Below are 15,341 nucleotides of genomic sequence, written 5' to 3'. Positions count from 1 at the left end.
GATTTCGAACCTTTCATGGCGCAGAAATCGCATTATATCATGCACTTGGCGCGCTACCTGAACCGGATGTCGCCCACAGATTCTGCTGACGAGCCAAATTTTGTAAGTATCCAAATCCAGATGAGGCGCTGGTTTATTCAGTTTCTGTGCCATCTGGATTGTCTCAACACTGCCCAGATAGTACCAGTTCTTGATCACATGATACTGTTCCAGCTCAGTGTGATTTTCCCGAATACATATTGCTCCGTCAAACGGCCATTTCTGGAGACGCACACCTTCCAGAGCTGTAATTACTCTGGCAGTATGATCATCAATAGATTCTTTCCCGCAGCAGGCCCCACTACAGAGGCGAATCATGGAACGGAAACATGGCCTGCCTTTTGTGGATTTCTCCAAGCCCAGAATTGCCAGGCACAGTCTGTTCGTATCTGCCAGTTGGATGAGTGTATCCCGGGCGCTTCTACCACTGCGGAACAGGCCAAAAAGATTATCTGTCCTGGCCATATCCACCTCATTCATGTTTTTGAGATAGAGCTTACCATCCTGCCAGTGCCAGCAGCATAGGGTTCTGGTTCGTCGCAGTCTTTTGTTATAGATCGGCAGGTATTGCTTTATCAACGCTGATTCCAGCAGTAACGCGCCAATTTCACCAGCAGTAAGTTGATACTCTATGCGGATAATTTGTCTTAATAATGATGCTTCATCAGGGTTACGACAGTGATCCATAACTCTGGAGCGAATACTGATGCTCTTGCCAATATAAAGAGGTAGCTCAGTTCTTCCAAAGAATAGGTATACACCATGGCACCGGGGCAAATTATCCAGCAAGGGTTTTAAATGGCTCGGATAAACATAAGGTATCGTGGACGAATTTATTCGTGGCATGGATTAGGGAGTTACAGTGTGCAGTCACTATGAATCAATCAGAGACGCCAACCGGCTATTAAACTATTTTGGTGTTGAACAGCCTTTAGACATTCGTTTTGATGTCTGGCTTACCTATCACAGCACGTTTATTGTCCGACCGGATGAAATTGATTTAGGCGATGAAGCGGTTCCGGAGTTCCTGGCATTAGCCGGCCAGTTTGGTCTATTGCCCCATTGGGCAAAAGAGACAACATACGGTCGCAGAACATTTAATGCCCGCTCAGAAACCGTTGCAGAAAAACCCAGCTTCAGAGATGCCTGGCGGAATGGTAAGCGATGCATCATCCCTGCTGATGCCATTTATGAGCCGGATTGGCGATCGGGCAAAGCTGTATCAACTCGAATTATCAGAAAAGATGGTGAACCGATGGGAATTGCCGGTTTATGGTCTACCTGGGGAAAAGGATCACAAAAAATGGATTCATTTACTATGTTAACCATCAATGCTGATGATCATGCGCTTATGAATCAATTTCACAAGCCAGGCGACGAAAAGCGCATGGTGGTCATTCTGCCCAAGGCAGCATATAAAGACTGGCTGTCAGTGCCAGTCAATGAAGCTAAGGAATTTTTGAGGCACTATCCGGCGGACAGATTGATTGTTTTTTGATGCTGGGGTTTTATACGTTACCTTGACGATTTTTTATTGCATCCCACACCATCCCCCGCCGATCTTACCCATAACCTGTTCCGTTCCGACGGGTTTTCTTTTGCCTGAATGTCAGCGAACACGCCCCGGGCTAGGTACTTTATCAGCTAAAAGTTAGCTAAAATACTTTAATAATAATATGAATATTATTATTATTCTTTCCAGGAGAGCGACGAAATGGAACTGACTAAAGAAACTCGTGAGCGCATCTTTACCGCTGCTGATGCACTGTTCGAGCAGAATGGCCGGGATACCTTCCCGACCGTCGATGCCGTGCGCAAGGCCGCCCACGTCAACATGAATGACGCCAGCAGCGGCATGAAGGAATGGCGACGGGCGCAGACCGCCCAGGCAGTCCCGGTAGCTGTTCAAGTGCCCCAGGCGGTACAGGCGGCCGGCAGCCATGCAGTGGCCGTGTTGTGGCAGCAGGCCCAGGAGCTGGCCAACGAGTTGTTGCGCGCCGCGCAATCTAAATGGGAGGGCGAGCGGGCCGAGTTGGACATCATGAGGACCGAGCTGGCCGACGCCTACGAGGCGCAAGTGATTGAACTGGATACCGCGCAAGGGTATATCGAGGATCTGAAAAAGGCGTTGGCCACTACTGGAGAACTGGCTCAGGCTCACGACAAGGCGCTAGCCGAGCTGCGCGAGTCCCTTGTCGCTTCTGAGCGGCGGGCAGCATTGGCCGAGCAGAAGGCCGAGGAGATCGAGCGCCGCGCCCGCGAGCTGCGGGCCGAACTGGATAGGGCACACCAGGAAGCTGACCGGCTGCGCCAGGAACGCGATCAAGCCGTGGGCCGGGCCAAGGCTACCGAGGAAGAGCGCGATACCGCCCGCGATGAAGCCCTAGATGCGCTGGCCGAGATTGATAAGATCAAGACTACGGCCGGTGCTGAGCGCGAAGCGCACCAAGAGCAGCGGAAAATTGTGGCTCAGGAGGCAGCGCGCCAGGCCGAGCGGTACACCAAGGTGCAAGCAGAGCGCGACAGCATCCGCAAGGAAGCCGCCCAGGCGAGAGAAGATGCCGCTACCCTACGGGGACGCCTGGAAGTCCTTGAAACCGTCTTGGCGAAGGCAGAGAAGGACAAGCGCGAGCGGGGCAAGAATGAAAAACCCTAATTTATTGATGGGTTTTAACTAAAATGCCGGTGTTACCTTGACAGGCTGGATAAACCGGCCTCGAACTGCCGATAACGGATTTTCCTTTATGGCGAATGGAAGGGTAAACATCTTATTTTTAGCCGGTAACGACGATAGGAGCATCCTATGAAACAACGCCTATTGATCATGAACGGGCAGCGTATCGTTCAGATCGAGAAAGGGGGCACGTGGTCAAACGAGAAAGTAGACAAGGCCGGCACACTCAAGCCAGGAATTTACAACCTGTACATGGCGAAAGAAGCCGACAAGAGCCAGAAGCATGATGGGACGATCGTTCATACGGACAGTAGGAACGTGTACCAGCAAATCGGGATAAATTTTGTTATGCATGATCGGCAGAATTTCGATAAAGTGCCAGATATAGGGACATTAAAGAGTATTGGTTACGATGCCCAGGGCAAGGCTGTGGTAGCCGAAGCTGTAAAACTTAGCCGAGGGCGATCCCGGTAATTTTTAGCGGCTAAAGGAGACTTCCTTGAAAAATTCAGTATTGCAGCGAGGTACTAACGCCACTGTACCTATCCGGTCGGCCCGCAGCGTTGCCACTACGAGTGACGGCGAAGAGTTGCTAGAAGCCGCCCAGGAGATCAAGCGCGAGCAACAGGTGGCCTTGGAGGCCGCTCCTATCGAGCAGACCTATCAGCAGGCGCTGGCCGTTTACGTCCAGTCAAAGTTCGACCAGGTGGACCGCATCGAGGATCGCCTACAAAACCTGATCGACCGACAGCAAGACCGCTTGCAACAGGCGCAAGCCGCAAAACCGGGATTCTTGGCACGGCCAGGCACCCGGCAAACATGGCAGAGCAGGCAGGCGCAACAACAGGCGCGCTTGCAGGTATTGCATACGCGTCTTGAAATGGTCCGCGATATCAAGGAAGGCATGGGCATCCACGGACCCAAGATTGAAGAGTTAGCCACGCGTAAGATGCGCGCCGAGCATCCCGAACTGGCTTCGGATTGGGATGCGATGCGCGAAGCGGCCCGCCGGCACCAGGCGCTTACGCGCAAGCAGGAAAGGGAACGAAAACTGGCCCAAGAGCAGCGACTAGGAAGGTCGCATTCTTTGAGTTTATCTCGCACCGTATAAGAAAAAGCCATGCAATGCCTGGCTTTTTCTTTGGCGCATTATGGGGCCTATATCGAGGCCCACAATACCAACGCTGCGGCCAGCACAACTAGGAAGGCGGCGACCATGTTCAACATAGACACGCGGCGCGCGTCCAAGATCGAGTCGGCCAGCTTGGTCACGCTGGCATCAAACTCGCGCTGTACGGATTCGGCAGCCGCTTTCGCGCCTTCTTTCATTCCTTGCGCTATTGCCTCTTTAGAAGCCGCCAGGGCCGCGTTAAGAGTTCTTTCGGCCTTTCTCTTGGAGTCATCACCCCAGCGGTGCGCAATCGCTTCCAGCTCCGATTTGAAGCCTTCAAGCATTTCTTGCTGGGCGGCCTGGCTGTCTTGCATCAAACGATCATTGATCGTTTGAAGTACCATGATCGGATCATCGCGGCTGACGGCAATGCCGTGCCGTACCGCAATGACCTTAATGGTTTCCTCGATCTTATCTTCCATCACAGTACCGCCGCATTGTCCAGTTGGCCAAAGAGCTGAGTTCGTACAATCTTGAGCCGCTGACGAGCCATGATCGTGAGCGATTCCATTGCCAGAGCTTCATCGAACGTCAGGCGGGCTTGCAGCATTTCGGCAAAATCACGACCGTAGGTTTCGTCCTTGAGGTTCGGGATCTGGATGATGGCCGAAACACGAGCTTTGTTCGACGTATACGCCTTCATTTGCTCGAAATTTTTACCTTCATGCGCGACCGCACCCCAATAGGGGTTAAGCCACACGGCAAACAGGGCTTCGGCTGGAAATTGTGCGGCAAGTTGGGTGAATCCGCTTACTGTGTCAGTCAGTGCTTGCCCACCAGTGATAACGGTATGCACCACCATTTCATGCCCCATGTCTTGGAGCAACGCCGGCACCTGGTTGCTGATGAGATAGTGCGACAGCGGGACGAACGAGCTGGCTCCGTTGTCGATGATGACATCGTTTTCGGCCGAAGCGATCATTTCGACCAAGGAATCGAATTTTCTGGTGTTGATTTCGTCCCCATCCATGATGTTCAGGCGGCGCACGTCTAAGGCTTTATATCCTTCGAAAGTCGCATTGACCGGATCGGTGTCAATGCAAAGGGGTTTATGCCCTTTGCTTGCTTTGTACTGGGCAATAGCGGCCGCGATCATCGACTTGCCGACCCCGCCCTTACCCTGTAATACCATATGTATTTTAGCCATTAGAATAGATCCTCTTTATTTGGTGTTGGGTTGAAATTAAAGCCGCCGATAAACGGGGTTTCCTTTTTTGGTTCTTGTAGTGCATCGGTTTTCGCCTTGGTTTTCGGTGCTGGCTTGTCAGTCTTCGCCGGGTGGTCTAACGACTTGATGAGTGAGATTTCTGCATTGCGGATGAGTCGGTTCACGTACCCGATAAAGGCGTCATACCCGAACTCGATCTTTCCTTCATCACGCAAGGTGTCCCAGATCACTTTGACTGGCCAGCCATCGTCCAGCGCCGCTTTTACATCATTCCTAACGGCAAGGAACGATGCCCGATTTTTTCCGATACGAGTCGGTTTCTTGGTACTCACCCTCAGAGCGATGCGTTCTGAAAGGCTCTTAACCATAACGATTTCTCATCCTTCATTAATCCGATTTCTTCACGACTTTATATCGATTGGAGCACTACAGTCACGATTCTAGCGCAAATCTAACTTATTTCGCTATATCGTTGATATAATTGTGTCAGTTTTGAGGAAAAATCGCTAGTAAATCGAAAATTTATCTGCGTTCGTTCTTGGAGTAAACGTGGGTATAAAGCGGGCAGGATGGGTGAAGTTAGCTAATCGGCAAGCCGGTTATCTATCTTCACTGTCCTTTATTCGCGCCGTGGCACTCAACGGGAATCCTGCTCTGCGAGGCAGCCGGCTACCGCCGGCAAGAAATAACTAACAAGGTTGGACGATGGGGAAAGACGAAAAGCAAACAGGCCGGAAGCGCCACCACCACCTACGAGTGCCGGTGTTCCCGGAAGAGAAGGAAGAAATCGAACGGCAAGCCCGGCAAGCTGGCTTGAGCGTTGCGCGCTACTTGCGCGAGGTTGGCCAGGGCTACGAAATCAAAGGCATTACTGACTACGAGCGCGTGCGCGAGCTGGCCCAGATCAATGGCGATCTTGGCCGGCTGGGTGGACTACTGAAACTTTGGCTGACCGACGACGTGCGAACGGCTAAGTTTGGCGAGGCGACTATCTCAGCGTTACTGGGCCGAATCGAAGCTACCCAGGATGATATGGGCCGCGTCATGAAAGCTATTGTAAGGCCGAGGGCAGAGCGATGACTTTAGCCGCTAAAAAGACCGGAGGCTTTTGGTGATCGCTAAGCACGTCCCCATGCGTACACTTGGCAAGAGCGATTTTGCGGGCCTGGTGCAGTACATCACGGACGCACAGAGTAAGTCCGAACGACTGGGCCTGGTTACGCTGACAAATTGCCAGGCCGGCACCGTGCAGGCTGCCACAGAAGAAGTGCTGGCGACACAGCACATAAACACACGAGCCACTGGCGACAAGACCTATCACCTGCTGGTGAGCTTTCGCACCGGCGAGAAACCTAATGCCGATATCCTTAAGGCGATTGAAGAGAGAATTTGTGCAGGGCTTGGTTATGGCGAGCATCAGCGAATCAGTGTCGTGCATCACGATACTGACAACCTGCACGTTCACATCGCCATCAACAAAATTCACCCGACACGCAACACTATGCACGAACCCTTCCAGTCCTTTCGGACGCTGGGCGAGTTGTGCGCCATCCTGGAACGCGATTACGTGCTGGAAAAAGACAACCATAATTCGGCCCGCAGTATTTCCGAGGGTCGCGCCGCTGATATGGAGCGTCATGCAGGTGTAGAAAGCCTGATCGGCTGGATCAAGCGCGAGTGTCTTGATGAAATCAAAGCTGCGCAGTCTTGGGCAGAGCTATACCAGGCTTTGCAGGCTAACGGCTTAGATCTGCTCATAAGAGGTAATGGCTTCGTAATCGAAGCTGGCGACGGCACCCAGGTCAAGGCAAGCACCGTAGCCCGTGATCTTTCTAAGCTGAAGCTGGAAGCGAGGTTTGGCTCGTTCGAGGCATCGCCCGAACGTCAAGCACAAATAAAAACGAAGCGGCAGTACCAGAAGAAGCCGGTAGGTCTGCGAGTTAACACAACAGAGTTGTACGCCAAGTATAAGGCAGACCAGCAAACCGTGGCGGTCACACAGCGGTTGGCCGTAGACAGGGCTAGGCAGCGCAAAACCCGGAAGGTCGAGGATGCAAAGCGGTCGAATCGACTGCGCCGGTCTGCGATTAAGGTCTTGGGCGACAACCGCTTGAACAAGAAGCTGCTGTATGCCCAGGCCAGCAAGGCCCTGCAGGCCGAACTGGACAGCATCAACAAGGAATACCAACGGGATCGCCAGGGCTGCTACGATGAGCACAAGCGGTACACATGGGCCGACTGGCTCAAGAAGGAAGCATTGCAGGGCAACAGCGAGGCGCTGGCCGCTTTGCGCGCCCGAGAAGCCGCCGATGGCCTCAAGGGTAACACCGTCGAGGGCCAGGGCCAGGCAAAGCCAGGGCACGCGCCCGTGGTGGACAACATCACGAAGAAGGGAACGATCATTTTTCGCGCTGGCAAGACTGCCGTGCGGGATGACGGCGACAAGCTGCAAGTGTCCCGAGAGGCCACCCGCGAGGGCTTGCAAGAAGCCCTTCGGGTGGCAATGGAGCGGTATGGTAACCGCATCACCGTCAACGGCACCACCGAATTTAAGGCGCAGATCATCCGCGCAGCCGTCGATTCACAACTACCCATCACGTTTGCCGATCCGGCCCTTGAAAGTCGGCGTCAGGCTCTTTTGAAGAAGGAGAACACCCATGATAGACCCCAAAAAGATCGAGGACGAGCTGGACGAGGCACTGGCCGCGTTGGATCAAGACCCGTTGCCGAGAACAACTCTGCCCGATCCAGTATCAACGATGACCGAGGCGGCAGCGATCCAGCAGGAAGGATTCACGCCGTCAAACAGTACCGGAAGCCGAACATTGGAAGCATTGGAAGAGTCCCGCCGCCCCAAAGCCAGAACCGTTTGCGAGCACTGTCAAAACTCGGTGTGGTTCGCATCGACAGCGGAAGTGAAGTGTTACTGCCGCGTGATGTTCCTGGTCACATGGAGCAGCAAGGAACCCAACCAGATAACGCACTGCGACGGGGAGTATCTAGGCCAGGAGGAAGGCTAGAGGCAGGTCTCCAATACAAGCCAGAGCAGATCATGGCAATGGATAAATACATTGTTGAACGTGAAGGAAAGAGGCTAAAATGCTTCGATATACCGAAATACATGCGCTATACTAACGGCGATAGCGAATTGTTGTTTGCCGGTATGCGGAATGTCGAAGGCCAGACCTTAGCCCTGGTGAAACGTGACGATGACGTGCTGGTGGTGCCCATCGACCAGACCACTGCCCGCCGCTTGAAGCGCATTACCGTGGGGGATGCAGTCTCGATCACGCCACAAGGCTCAATCAAAACGTCGAAAGGAAGGAGCAGATGAAAATAAAGATGAACAATGCAGTTGGCCCTCAGGTACGTTCTGCGGAGCCTAAGGCGAGCAAATTGCTGCCGGCGTTGGGTGCTTTGTCGCTGGGTGCTGGCCTGCAAGCCGCTACCCAGTATTTCGCGCACACGTTCGATTATCAGGCAAGCCTTGGCGGCCACATTGACCATGTCTATGCGCCTTGGTCGATCCTGCAATGGGCGTCGAAGTGGTACAGCCACTATCCCAACGAAATCTTGAGTGCCGGCAATATCGGCATGTTGGTTTCTACGGTAGGGCTGCTGGGCGTAGCTATCGCTAAGGTTGTTGCCTCAAACACGTCCAAGGCAAACCAGTTTCTGCATGGATCGGCCCGCTGGGCTGAGAAGAAGGATATTCAAGCCGCTGGTCTGTTGCCACGGCCGCGTACTATCCTGGAAATCGTGACCGGCAAGGAAAAGCCAACGTCCAGTGGCGTCTATGTTGGGGGTTGGCAAGATAAGGACGGTTCGTTCTACTACTTGCGACACAGCGGCCCGGAGCATGTCTTGTGCTACGCGCCGACGCGATCCGGAAAGGGTGTTGGCTTGGTTGTCCCGACACTGCTTTCCTGGCCGGCCAGCGCGGTTATTACAGACCTCAAGGGCGAGTTGTGGGCATTGACTGCCGGATGGCGGAAGAAGCACGCCAAGAACAAAGTGCTGCGATTTGAGCCGGCCTCATCGAACGGTGGCATTTGCTGGAATCCTCTTGATGAAATCCGGCTGGGTACCGAATTTGAAGTGGGCGACGTACAGAACCTTACCCAGCTCATCGTTGATCCGGATGGCAAGGGCCTTAGTTCCCACTGGCAAAAAACCGCGTTTGCCTTGCTGGTCGGCGTGATCCTGCACGCGCTTTATAAGGCCCAGGCAGACGGCACCAATGCCACCTTGCCGTCGGTCGATGCCCTGCTGGCCGATCCTAACCGTGATATTGGCGAGTTGTGGATGGAAATGGCGACTTATGGCCACGTTGACGGCCAGAACCACCATGCCATCGGATCGGCGGCCCGTGACATGATGGATCGGCCCGAGGAAGAGGCGGGTTCGGTGCTGTCCACCGCAAAATCGTACTTGTCCCTTTACCGCGATCCAGTCGTGGCCCGCAGCGTGAGCAAATCAGAGTTCCGCATCAAAGACTTGATGCACCAGGATGACCCGGCCAGCCTGTACATCGTCACGCAGCCCAACGACAAAGCCCGCCTGCGCCCACTGGTGCGAATCATGGTCAACATGGTTGTGCGGCTGCTAGCTGACAAGATGGGTTTTGAGAATGGGAGGCCGGTCGCGTACTACAAACACCGGCTGCTGATGATGCTGGACGAGTTCCCAAGCCTTGGGAAGCTGGAAATCTTGCAAGAGTCGCTGGCGTTCGTCGCTGGCTACGGCATCAAGTGCTACCTGATTTGCCAGGACATTAACCAGCTCAAGAGTCGTGAATCCGGCTACGGCCACGATGAAACGATCACCAGTAACTGCCACGTCCAAAACGCTTATCCGCCCAACCGTGTTGAGACTGCCGAACACCTTTCGCGGCTGACCGGCCAGACCACTATCGTTAAGGAACAGATCACGACCAGCGGCCGACGCACGGCCGCCATGTTGGGACAGGTGTCGCGCACGTTCCAGGAAGTGCAGCGGGCCTTGCTGACACCAGATGAATGCTTGCGTATGCCAGGGCCGCGTAAGTCGGCCACAGGCGAGATTGAAGAAGCGGGCGACATGGTTGTTTATGTCACCGGCTATCCCGCGATCTACGGCAAGCAGCCGCTTTACTTCAAAGACCCGGTGTTCCAAGCGCGGGCCGCGATTCCGGCCCCTAAGGTCAGCGACAAGCTCACCCACGTCCAAGACACAGGACAGAGGATCACGATATGAAGAACGTGGCGAAACGCATCACCATAGGCGTAGCCATCGCCGGCACGGCCGTCCTGGAGCTGGGCGCGGCCTGCTATGTCGCAGGTGCCCGCATCAACACCACCAAGAGTATTCCGGTCGGCCTGTACTGGACAAGCAGCGCGCCGGTGGAGAAGGGTGCTTATGTGCTTTGGTGCCCTCCGAAAGCGGGCGTGTTCGATGATGCAAAGGAAAGAGGCTACATCGGAGCCGGTTTCTGCACCGGCGGCTACGGCTACATGATGAAGCGGGTTTTAGCCGCTAAAAGTGATTCCGTGACCGTCACTGATGACGGCGTGCGGGTGAATGGCGCGCTGCTGCCCTTGAGTGAGCCAATCGAGGCCGATTCGGTTGGCAGACCATTGCCGCGCTTCCAGGCCGACCACTATATGTTGAGCAATTCCGAGGTACTGCTTATGTCGGACGTAAGCGGCACATCATTCGATGGCCGTTACTTCGGGCCAATCAATCTTTCGCAGATAAAGACCGTGATTCGTCCGGTCATCACTTGGTAGGGAAGGAAATCACCATGCGACTTTTCATCGCTGAAAAACCATCCGCGGCAAAGGCCATTGCCGAGGTGCTGGGCATCACAAGCAAAGGCGACGGCTACATCGAGCGCGGCACCGACAAAATAATCTGGTGCTTTGGCCACATGCTGGAACAGGCCGAGCCGGACGCGTACACGCCGGGTGATGTGCCGCGCAACAGTAACGGCAAAAGCCGTAACGACCCTATTGATTCAACCACCGAGAAGGAGTAACACCATGATTAATCTCAAGAATCAGGCCACCACCGATACAGTACTACCGTCGTTCGATGACGATGCAAACGCCACTGAAACGCTGCGTGAGAAGCTAATTGATGCGCAGACACCAGGTTACCAGGTCGAATTTGATCCCGAGGAAGCAGAGCAGGCCGGCGCATTCATCGAGGATGCCCTGACTGAAGAAGATGCCATCGAAAGCGCGGTGGATTCAGCGAACGAGGAATGACATGGGGAAAAAGTCTCCGAATTCAAGACAGCTAAGCCTCTTTGACGATTGGCTTGTCGATGCGACACCTGCAGCGCCTGAAGCCATTCAGGAACCGGTGCAGCCGGAGGTCGTGGTAACGCCGGTACATCCCCCGAACATCGACGAGTCTCGCTACCAATTGGCGATGGGACTGGCAGCGAAGTTGAACAGTGAAGGCGAGATTACAAACGCGTTCTTGACCCGTACCGCCAATCGTATTTTTGGCGGTACGCAGTCCGAGGGCACGTATTCGCCGAAGGACGCCTACGATGCAATGGAAACCAGCTTCAATCTGCACTTACTAGCAACGGAACCCGCCAACTGGATTGACAATGGAGCTGAGTGGGCGCAGGCAAAAGCGGCGGAACTGACTCAGCGCATTCAGCGGCTGCCGACGCAAACCCGGCGCGACCCGGAAATGGATGAATTCCAGCAGTTCAGCACACCGCCCGCCCTGGCCTTCGTTGCAAACTGGGCGGCGAACGTCCAACCAACCGACCGGATGATGGAGCCATCCGCCGGTACCGGCGACCTGGCTATCTGGTCGCGCATTGCCGGCGCGGACATCGTGCTGAACGAACTCGCTCCACGCCGTCATGCGTTGCTGACTCAGCTGTTCCCGGATGCGACGCTGTTCCGCGAAAACGCCGAACAGCTCAATAATGTCCTGCCGGCCGACACTGTTCCCACGGTCATCGTGATGAATCCGCCGTTTTCATCCACGGCGGGCCGTGTCCAGGGCCAACGCAGTAATGCGAACGGTGCTCGGCACATCGAGCAAGCACTTCTACGACTTGGTGACGGCGGGCGTCTTGTTGCCATCGTCGGCCAAGGCATGGCTTACGACCGACCGGCGTTCCGTGATTGGTGGCGGGAGATTGAGGCGAAATACGACGTCCGCGCAAATATTGGCATCGCCGGCCGCGAGTACGCGAAATACGGCACGAATTTCGATAACCAAATCCTGGTTATCGACAAGACCGGGCCGACCATCCAACCCGTTTTAACTGGGCAAGTCGCGGCCGTGGCCGAACTGCCCGCTCTATTGGAGGGCATCCGCAATGACCGTAAACATCTACAACGAAAACTCATTGAATCAACAAGCCGCGACAATTCTGACGCGGTACGAGATTCCATTCGACCCGAACCAGGAACTGACGACTTTGGTACTGATTCGCGAGGCGCTAGAACGCAATCTATTGGAAACGCCGACGATTCCGGAGCCGCTGCTACTGATAGCGAAGCTGGGGGAGAATCCGCCACTGGCCATGAGTCTGATGACGGAATCGGAACCCGGAGTGACGTTCGAGATAACGTTACCGGAGAACCTGGAGGAAGCGGCGGCAACGATTTTGGAGGAGCTGGTAGCGTCGTTGAAGGCTCAGGAACCGGCATTGCTGTAGAGGCTACCGAGACCGTTGCCGGCGAATTTACTGATTCCGTTTTCGCGCGTTACACGCCGCAACGCCTGAGCATTCCAGATGCGCATGCGCATCCGGGTAAATTGGTTCAGTCGGCCGCAATGTCGGCCGTGGAACCGCCGGCACCGACCTACACGCCGGCACTGCCGGCCCGCGTCGTTCGGCAAGGTTTGTTGTCGATTGCTCAGCTCGAATCGATTGTCTACGCGGGACAAGCTCATTCTGAAGTGCTGCCGAACGGTTCGCGCAAGGGCTTTTTCATAGGAGACGGGACGGGCGTAGGCAAAGGACGCGAAATTTCCGGCATCATCCTGGACAACCTTGCTCAAGGCCGCAAAAAAGCCGTATGGGTGAGTTTCAACGAAGGGCTTATCAACGACGCTCGCCGGGATTACTCATCCGTCGGCGGCAATCCCGACAGCATCTTTTTCCAGGGCAAGGCCAAGGCCGGCAACGAACTCACGCAGCCGGATGGAATTTTGTTCACGACCTATTCCACCTTGCGCAGCGGCGAGAAAAAGCAAGCGACCGATCTAGGTCAAAAAGGCGGCAAGTCCCGCTTGCAACAGATGGTCGAATGGCTCGGCAAGGACTTTGACGGCGTAATTGCATTCGACGAGGCCCATAGCATGGGCAACGCAATCGCGATCAAAGGTAAGCGCGGCGTTCGCAAGCCGTCTCAGCAAGCAATTGCCGGCATTAACTTGCAACGCGAATTGCCAAACGCCCGTGTCGTGTATGTGTCCGCGACCGGAGCCACCGAGGTCAGCAATCTCAGCTATGCCGATCGGCTCGGCTTGTGGGGCGAAGGCACGCCGTTTGCTGATGCAAACGCCTTCATCAATGGCGTGTCTGCCGGCGGCATCGCATCGATGGAACTCATCAGCCGCGACATGAAAGCGATGGGCATGTATCTGGCCCGCTCACTGTCGTATGACGGCGTGAGCTACGAGCGCATGGAGCACACGCTGAGCGAACTCCAGAAGGATATTTACAACGAGCTGGCTGGGGCTTGGCAAATCGTCCTGAATAACGTTGAAAAGGCGTTGGAGATTACCCAAGCCGGTAAGAGCGGCCCAGGCAAAAGCGCGGCTCTAGCGCAATTCTGGGGCGCTCACCAGCGGTTTTTCAACCAGATCATCACGGCCATGCAGACGCCAGCCGTAATCGAGCATATTCAACAGCAGCTCGACGCCGGCCATGCTGCCGTCATCCAGATCGTCAACACGAACGAGGCGGCCCAGGAGCGAATCATTGCCGATGCGATGGCGAACAATTCCGACCTCGAAGATCTGGATTTCACCCCGAGTCAAATGCTGATGGATTATGTCCGCAACGGCTTCCCGGTCGCCGCGTTCGAGGAAACCAAGGACGACAACGGCAACGCAATCTATGTGCCGGTTCGGGATGCCGAGGGCAATCAGGTTTTCGACCGCGAAGCTATAGCGCTGCGCGATCAACTGTTGACCAACTTGCAGCATATCCGGGTGCCGGAAAACCCACTCGACTCGATTATCAACGCTTTTGGCCCGGATACCGTGGCTGAAATCACCGGCCGTGGCCGTCGATTCGTCCAGGTGCGAGACGATGAGGGCAATCTGAAGGTTGTTGAGGAAAAGCGCGGCAAGAATTCGTCTCGCGTGGACGCGGAACTGTTTCAAGCCGATAAGAAGAAGATCCTCATTTTCTCCGGAGCTGGCGGAACCGGTTACTCGTTTCATGCCGACAACACTGCGGCGAATACGCGCAAGCGAATTCACTACATTCTGCAACCCGGCTGGCGAGCTGACGCTGCCGTCCAGGGCTTCGGCCGCACACATCGAACGAACCAGGCGACCGAACCGCATTACGTGCTACCGACGACGAACCTGAAGGCGCAAAAGCGGTTCGTGTCGTCAATCGCTCGCCGGCTAGACCAGCTCGGAGCGCTGACCCGAGGTCAGCGTCAAGCGACCAGCCAGGGCATGTTCACGGCCTCCGACAATCTGGAAAGCGAGTATGCCAAGATCGCGCTGTACACATTCTTCGTTGACCTCTACCACAATCGGACGGGCCTGAGCTTCCAGAGCGTCACTCGGGAAATGGGGCTTAATCTGCTAGATCGAGACGGCGCTTTCGATCAATCCAAAATTCCTGATATTCCGCAGTTTCTGAACCGCTTGCTGTCACTTAAAACCGACCAGCAGAACGCCGTTTTCGACGAGTTTGAATCGCGGCTTGTCGAGGCAGTGGAGTACGCGAAACAGCACGGGCTCTACGACGAAGGACTGCAAACGTTACGGGCGCTCAACATCCAGAAAACCCGCGACGAAGTTGCCTACGAGGACGCCAAGACCGGAGCACAAACGCGCTACGTTGAGTTCGCCGTTACCAACGAGTTGCACTATGTGGAATGGGATGAAATCGCCGCGATAGCCAGGAAGCAACAAGAGAAACCTGGAACGCTCAGCGGCTGGTTTGTTCACGAGCATGGTAGGAACAAAGACAACGTGTTTTTCATGGATCCCCCTGTGTCAGAATAGTTGTCGTGTCTAATTTTTAATTAATATTCGGGGGCGATAAGGAATAAACAATGACACGATATTCAAAAGAACGCAAA

General features: G+C 54.8%; 14 protein-coding genes and 1 pseudogene. 11 read left to right on the top strand and 4 right to left on the bottom strand.

Translation table 11 applies throughout. The annotated features are described in order from the left end of the window. Positions 1-885 (bottom strand): annotated as a pseudogene (locus BLV85_RS12160) (hypothetical protein); the annotation flags it as partial. Positions 886-901: 16 nt separating this feature from the next. Here BLV85_RS12160 and BLV85_RS12155 point away from each other — a divergent pair. The 4 genes from BLV85_RS12155 to BLV85_RS12140 all read left to right on the top strand — a co-directional run bounded on the left by BLV85_RS12155 (position 902) and on the right by BLV85_RS12140 (position 3,824). Next, complete coding sequence (locus BLV85_RS12155; RefSeq protein ID WP_090415519.1) at positions 902-1,537, top strand: SOS response-associated peptidase; 636 nt, start codon at positions 902-904, stop codon at positions 1,535-1,537. 216 nt (positions 1,538-1,753) lie between these two features. Next, a complete protein-coding gene (locus BLV85_RS12150; protein ID WP_090415518.1) occupies positions 1,754-2,695 on the top strand; it encodes a DNA-binding protein in 942 nt (313 codons plus the stop codon). A gap of 147 nt (positions 2,696-2,842) precedes the next feature. Continuing rightward, complete coding sequence (kfrB, locus tag BLV85_RS12145) at positions 2,843-3,187, top strand: IncP plasmid survival protein KfrB (RefSeq protein WP_090415517.1); 345 nt, start codon at positions 2,843-2,845, stop codon at positions 3,185-3,187. A gap of 25 nt (positions 3,188-3,212) precedes the next feature. Next, a complete protein-coding gene (locus BLV85_RS12140; RefSeq protein WP_245725210.1) occupies positions 3,213-3,824 on the top strand; it encodes an IncP plasmid survival protein KfrC family protein in 612 nt (203 codons plus the stop codon). 47 nt (positions 3,825-3,871) lie between these two features. Here BLV85_RS12140 and BLV85_RS12135 read toward each other — a convergent pair whose 3' ends face one another. The 3 genes from BLV85_RS12135 to BLV85_RS12125 are packed head-to-tail and all read right to left on the bottom strand — an operon-like array spanning position 3,872 to position 5,420. Next, positions 3,872-4,306, bottom strand: a complete 435-nt coding sequence (locus BLV85_RS12135) for a conjugal transfer protein TraM (RefSeq protein WP_090415516.1) — start codon at positions 4,304-4,306, stop codon at positions 3,872-3,874. Continuing rightward, positions 4,306-5,031, bottom strand: a complete 726-nt coding sequence (locus tag BLV85_RS12130; protein ID WP_090415515.1) for a nucleotide-binding protein — start codon at positions 5,029-5,031, stop codon at positions 4,306-4,308. The genes BLV85_RS12135 and BLV85_RS12130 overlap by 1 nt, the downstream gene beginning before the upstream one ends. Continuing rightward, complete coding sequence (locus tag BLV85_RS12125; RefSeq protein ID WP_090415514.1) at positions 5,031-5,420, bottom strand: TraK family protein; 390 nt, start codon at positions 5,418-5,420, stop codon at positions 5,031-5,033. Before BLV85_RS12125 ends, BLV85_RS12130 begins: the two co-directional genes overlap by 1 nt. Positions 5,421-5,757: 337 nt before the next feature. On the opposite strand from BLV85_RS12125, the gene traJ reads away from it, so the two are divergent. Genes traJ through BLV85_RS12090 form a run of 7 tightly spaced genes read left to right on the top strand, consistent with a single transcriptional unit; the run spans position 5,758 to position 15,264 of the window. After that, positions 5,758-6,132: a conjugal transfer transcriptional regulator TraJ gene (traJ, locus tag BLV85_RS12120; protein ID WP_090415513.1), complete on the top strand. Its 375-nt coding sequence runs from the start codon at positions 5,758-5,760 to the stop codon at positions 6,130-6,132. A 31-nt stretch (positions 6,133-6,163) separates the two neighbouring features. Next, positions 6,164-8,386: a TraI/MobA(P) family conjugative relaxase gene (traI, locus tag BLV85_RS12115; protein WP_090415512.1), complete on the top strand. Its 2,223-nt coding sequence runs from the start codon at positions 6,164-6,166 to the stop codon at positions 8,384-8,386. Further along, positions 8,383-10,287 carry a type IV secretory system conjugative DNA transfer family protein gene (locus BLV85_RS12110; RefSeq protein ID WP_090415511.1) on the top strand — a complete coding sequence of 635 codons (1,905 nt, stop codon included), beginning with the start codon at positions 8,383-8,385 and terminating at the stop codon, positions 10,285-10,287. Before traI ends, BLV85_RS12110 begins: the two co-directional genes overlap by 4 nt. After that, on the top strand, positions 10,284-10,820 hold the full coding sequence (gene traF, locus BLV85_RS12105; RefSeq protein WP_090415510.1) for a conjugative transfer signal peptidase TraF: 537 nt from the start codon (positions 10,284-10,286) through the stop codon (positions 10,818-10,820). Before BLV85_RS12110 ends, traF begins: the two co-directional genes overlap by 4 nt. 14 nt (positions 10,821-10,834) lie before the next feature. Then, positions 10,835-11,068 (top strand): toprim domain-containing protein, encoded by a 234-nt coding sequence (locus BLV85_RS12100; protein ID WP_090415509.1) that lies wholly within the window; start codon positions 10,835-10,837, stop codon positions 11,066-11,068. 4 nt (positions 11,069-11,072) lie between these two features. Beyond that, on the top strand, positions 11,073-11,300 hold the full coding sequence (locus BLV85_RS12095) for a hypothetical protein (RefSeq protein WP_090415508.1): 228 nt from the start codon (positions 11,073-11,075) through the stop codon (positions 11,298-11,300). Position 11,301: 1 nt separating this feature from the next. Further along, the gene (locus tag BLV85_RS12090) at positions 11,302-15,264 is read left to right on the top strand and encodes a strawberry notch family protein (RefSeq protein WP_218132834.1); all 3,963 of its coding nucleotides are present in this window, start codon (positions 11,302-11,304) and stop codon (positions 15,262-15,264) included. The last annotated feature ends 77 nt before the right edge of the window (positions 15,265-15,341 follow it).

The organism is Nitrosomonas halophila, assembly GCF_900107165.1.
Taxonomy (GTDB): domain Bacteria; phylum Pseudomonadota; class Gammaproteobacteria; order Burkholderiales; family Nitrosomonadaceae; genus Nitrosomonas; species Nitrosomonas halophila.
Note: the sequence above shows the minus strand (reverse complement) of the source record. Positions and strands in the feature narration are given on the sequence as shown.

Coding starts and splice junctions, on each gene's coding strand:
- BLV85_RS12150 (WP_090415518.1), top strand. CDS start 1,754: ATGGAACTGACTAAAGAAACTCGTGAGCGCATCTTTACCGCTGCTGAT.
- kfrB (WP_090415517.1), top strand. CDS start 2,843: ATGAAACAACGCCTATTGATCATGAACGGGCAGCGTATCGTTCAGATC.
- BLV85_RS12135 (WP_090415516.1), bottom strand. CDS start 4,306: ATGGAAGATAAGATCGAGGAAACCATTAAGGTCATTGCGGTACGGCAC.
- BLV85_RS12130 (WP_090415515.1), bottom strand. CDS start 5,031: ATGGCTAAAATACATATGGTATTACAGGGTAAGGGCGGGGTCGGCAAG.
- BLV85_RS12125 (WP_090415514.1), bottom strand. CDS start 5,420: ATGGTTAAGAGCCTTTCAGAACGCATCGCTCTGAGGGTGAGTACCAAG.
- traJ (WP_090415513.1), top strand. CDS start 5,758: ATGGGGAAAGACGAAAAGCAAACAGGCCGGAAGCGCCACCACCACCTA.
- BLV85_RS12110 (WP_090415511.1), top strand. CDS start 8,383: ATGAAAATAAAGATGAACAATGCAGTTGGCCCTCAGGTACGTTCTGCG.
- traF (WP_090415510.1), top strand. CDS start 10,284: ATGAAGAACGTGGCGAAACGCATCACCATAGGCGTAGCCATCGCCGGC.
- BLV85_RS12100 (WP_090415509.1), top strand. CDS start 10,835: ATGCGACTTTTCATCGCTGAAAAACCATCCGCGGCAAAGGCCATTGCC.
- BLV85_RS12095 (WP_090415508.1), top strand. CDS start 11,073: ATGATTAATCTCAAGAATCAGGCCACCACCGATACAGTACTACCGTCG.
- BLV85_RS12090 (WP_218132834.1), top strand. CDS start 11,302: ATGGGGAAAAAGTCTCCGAATTCAAGACAGCTAAGCCTCTTTGACGAT.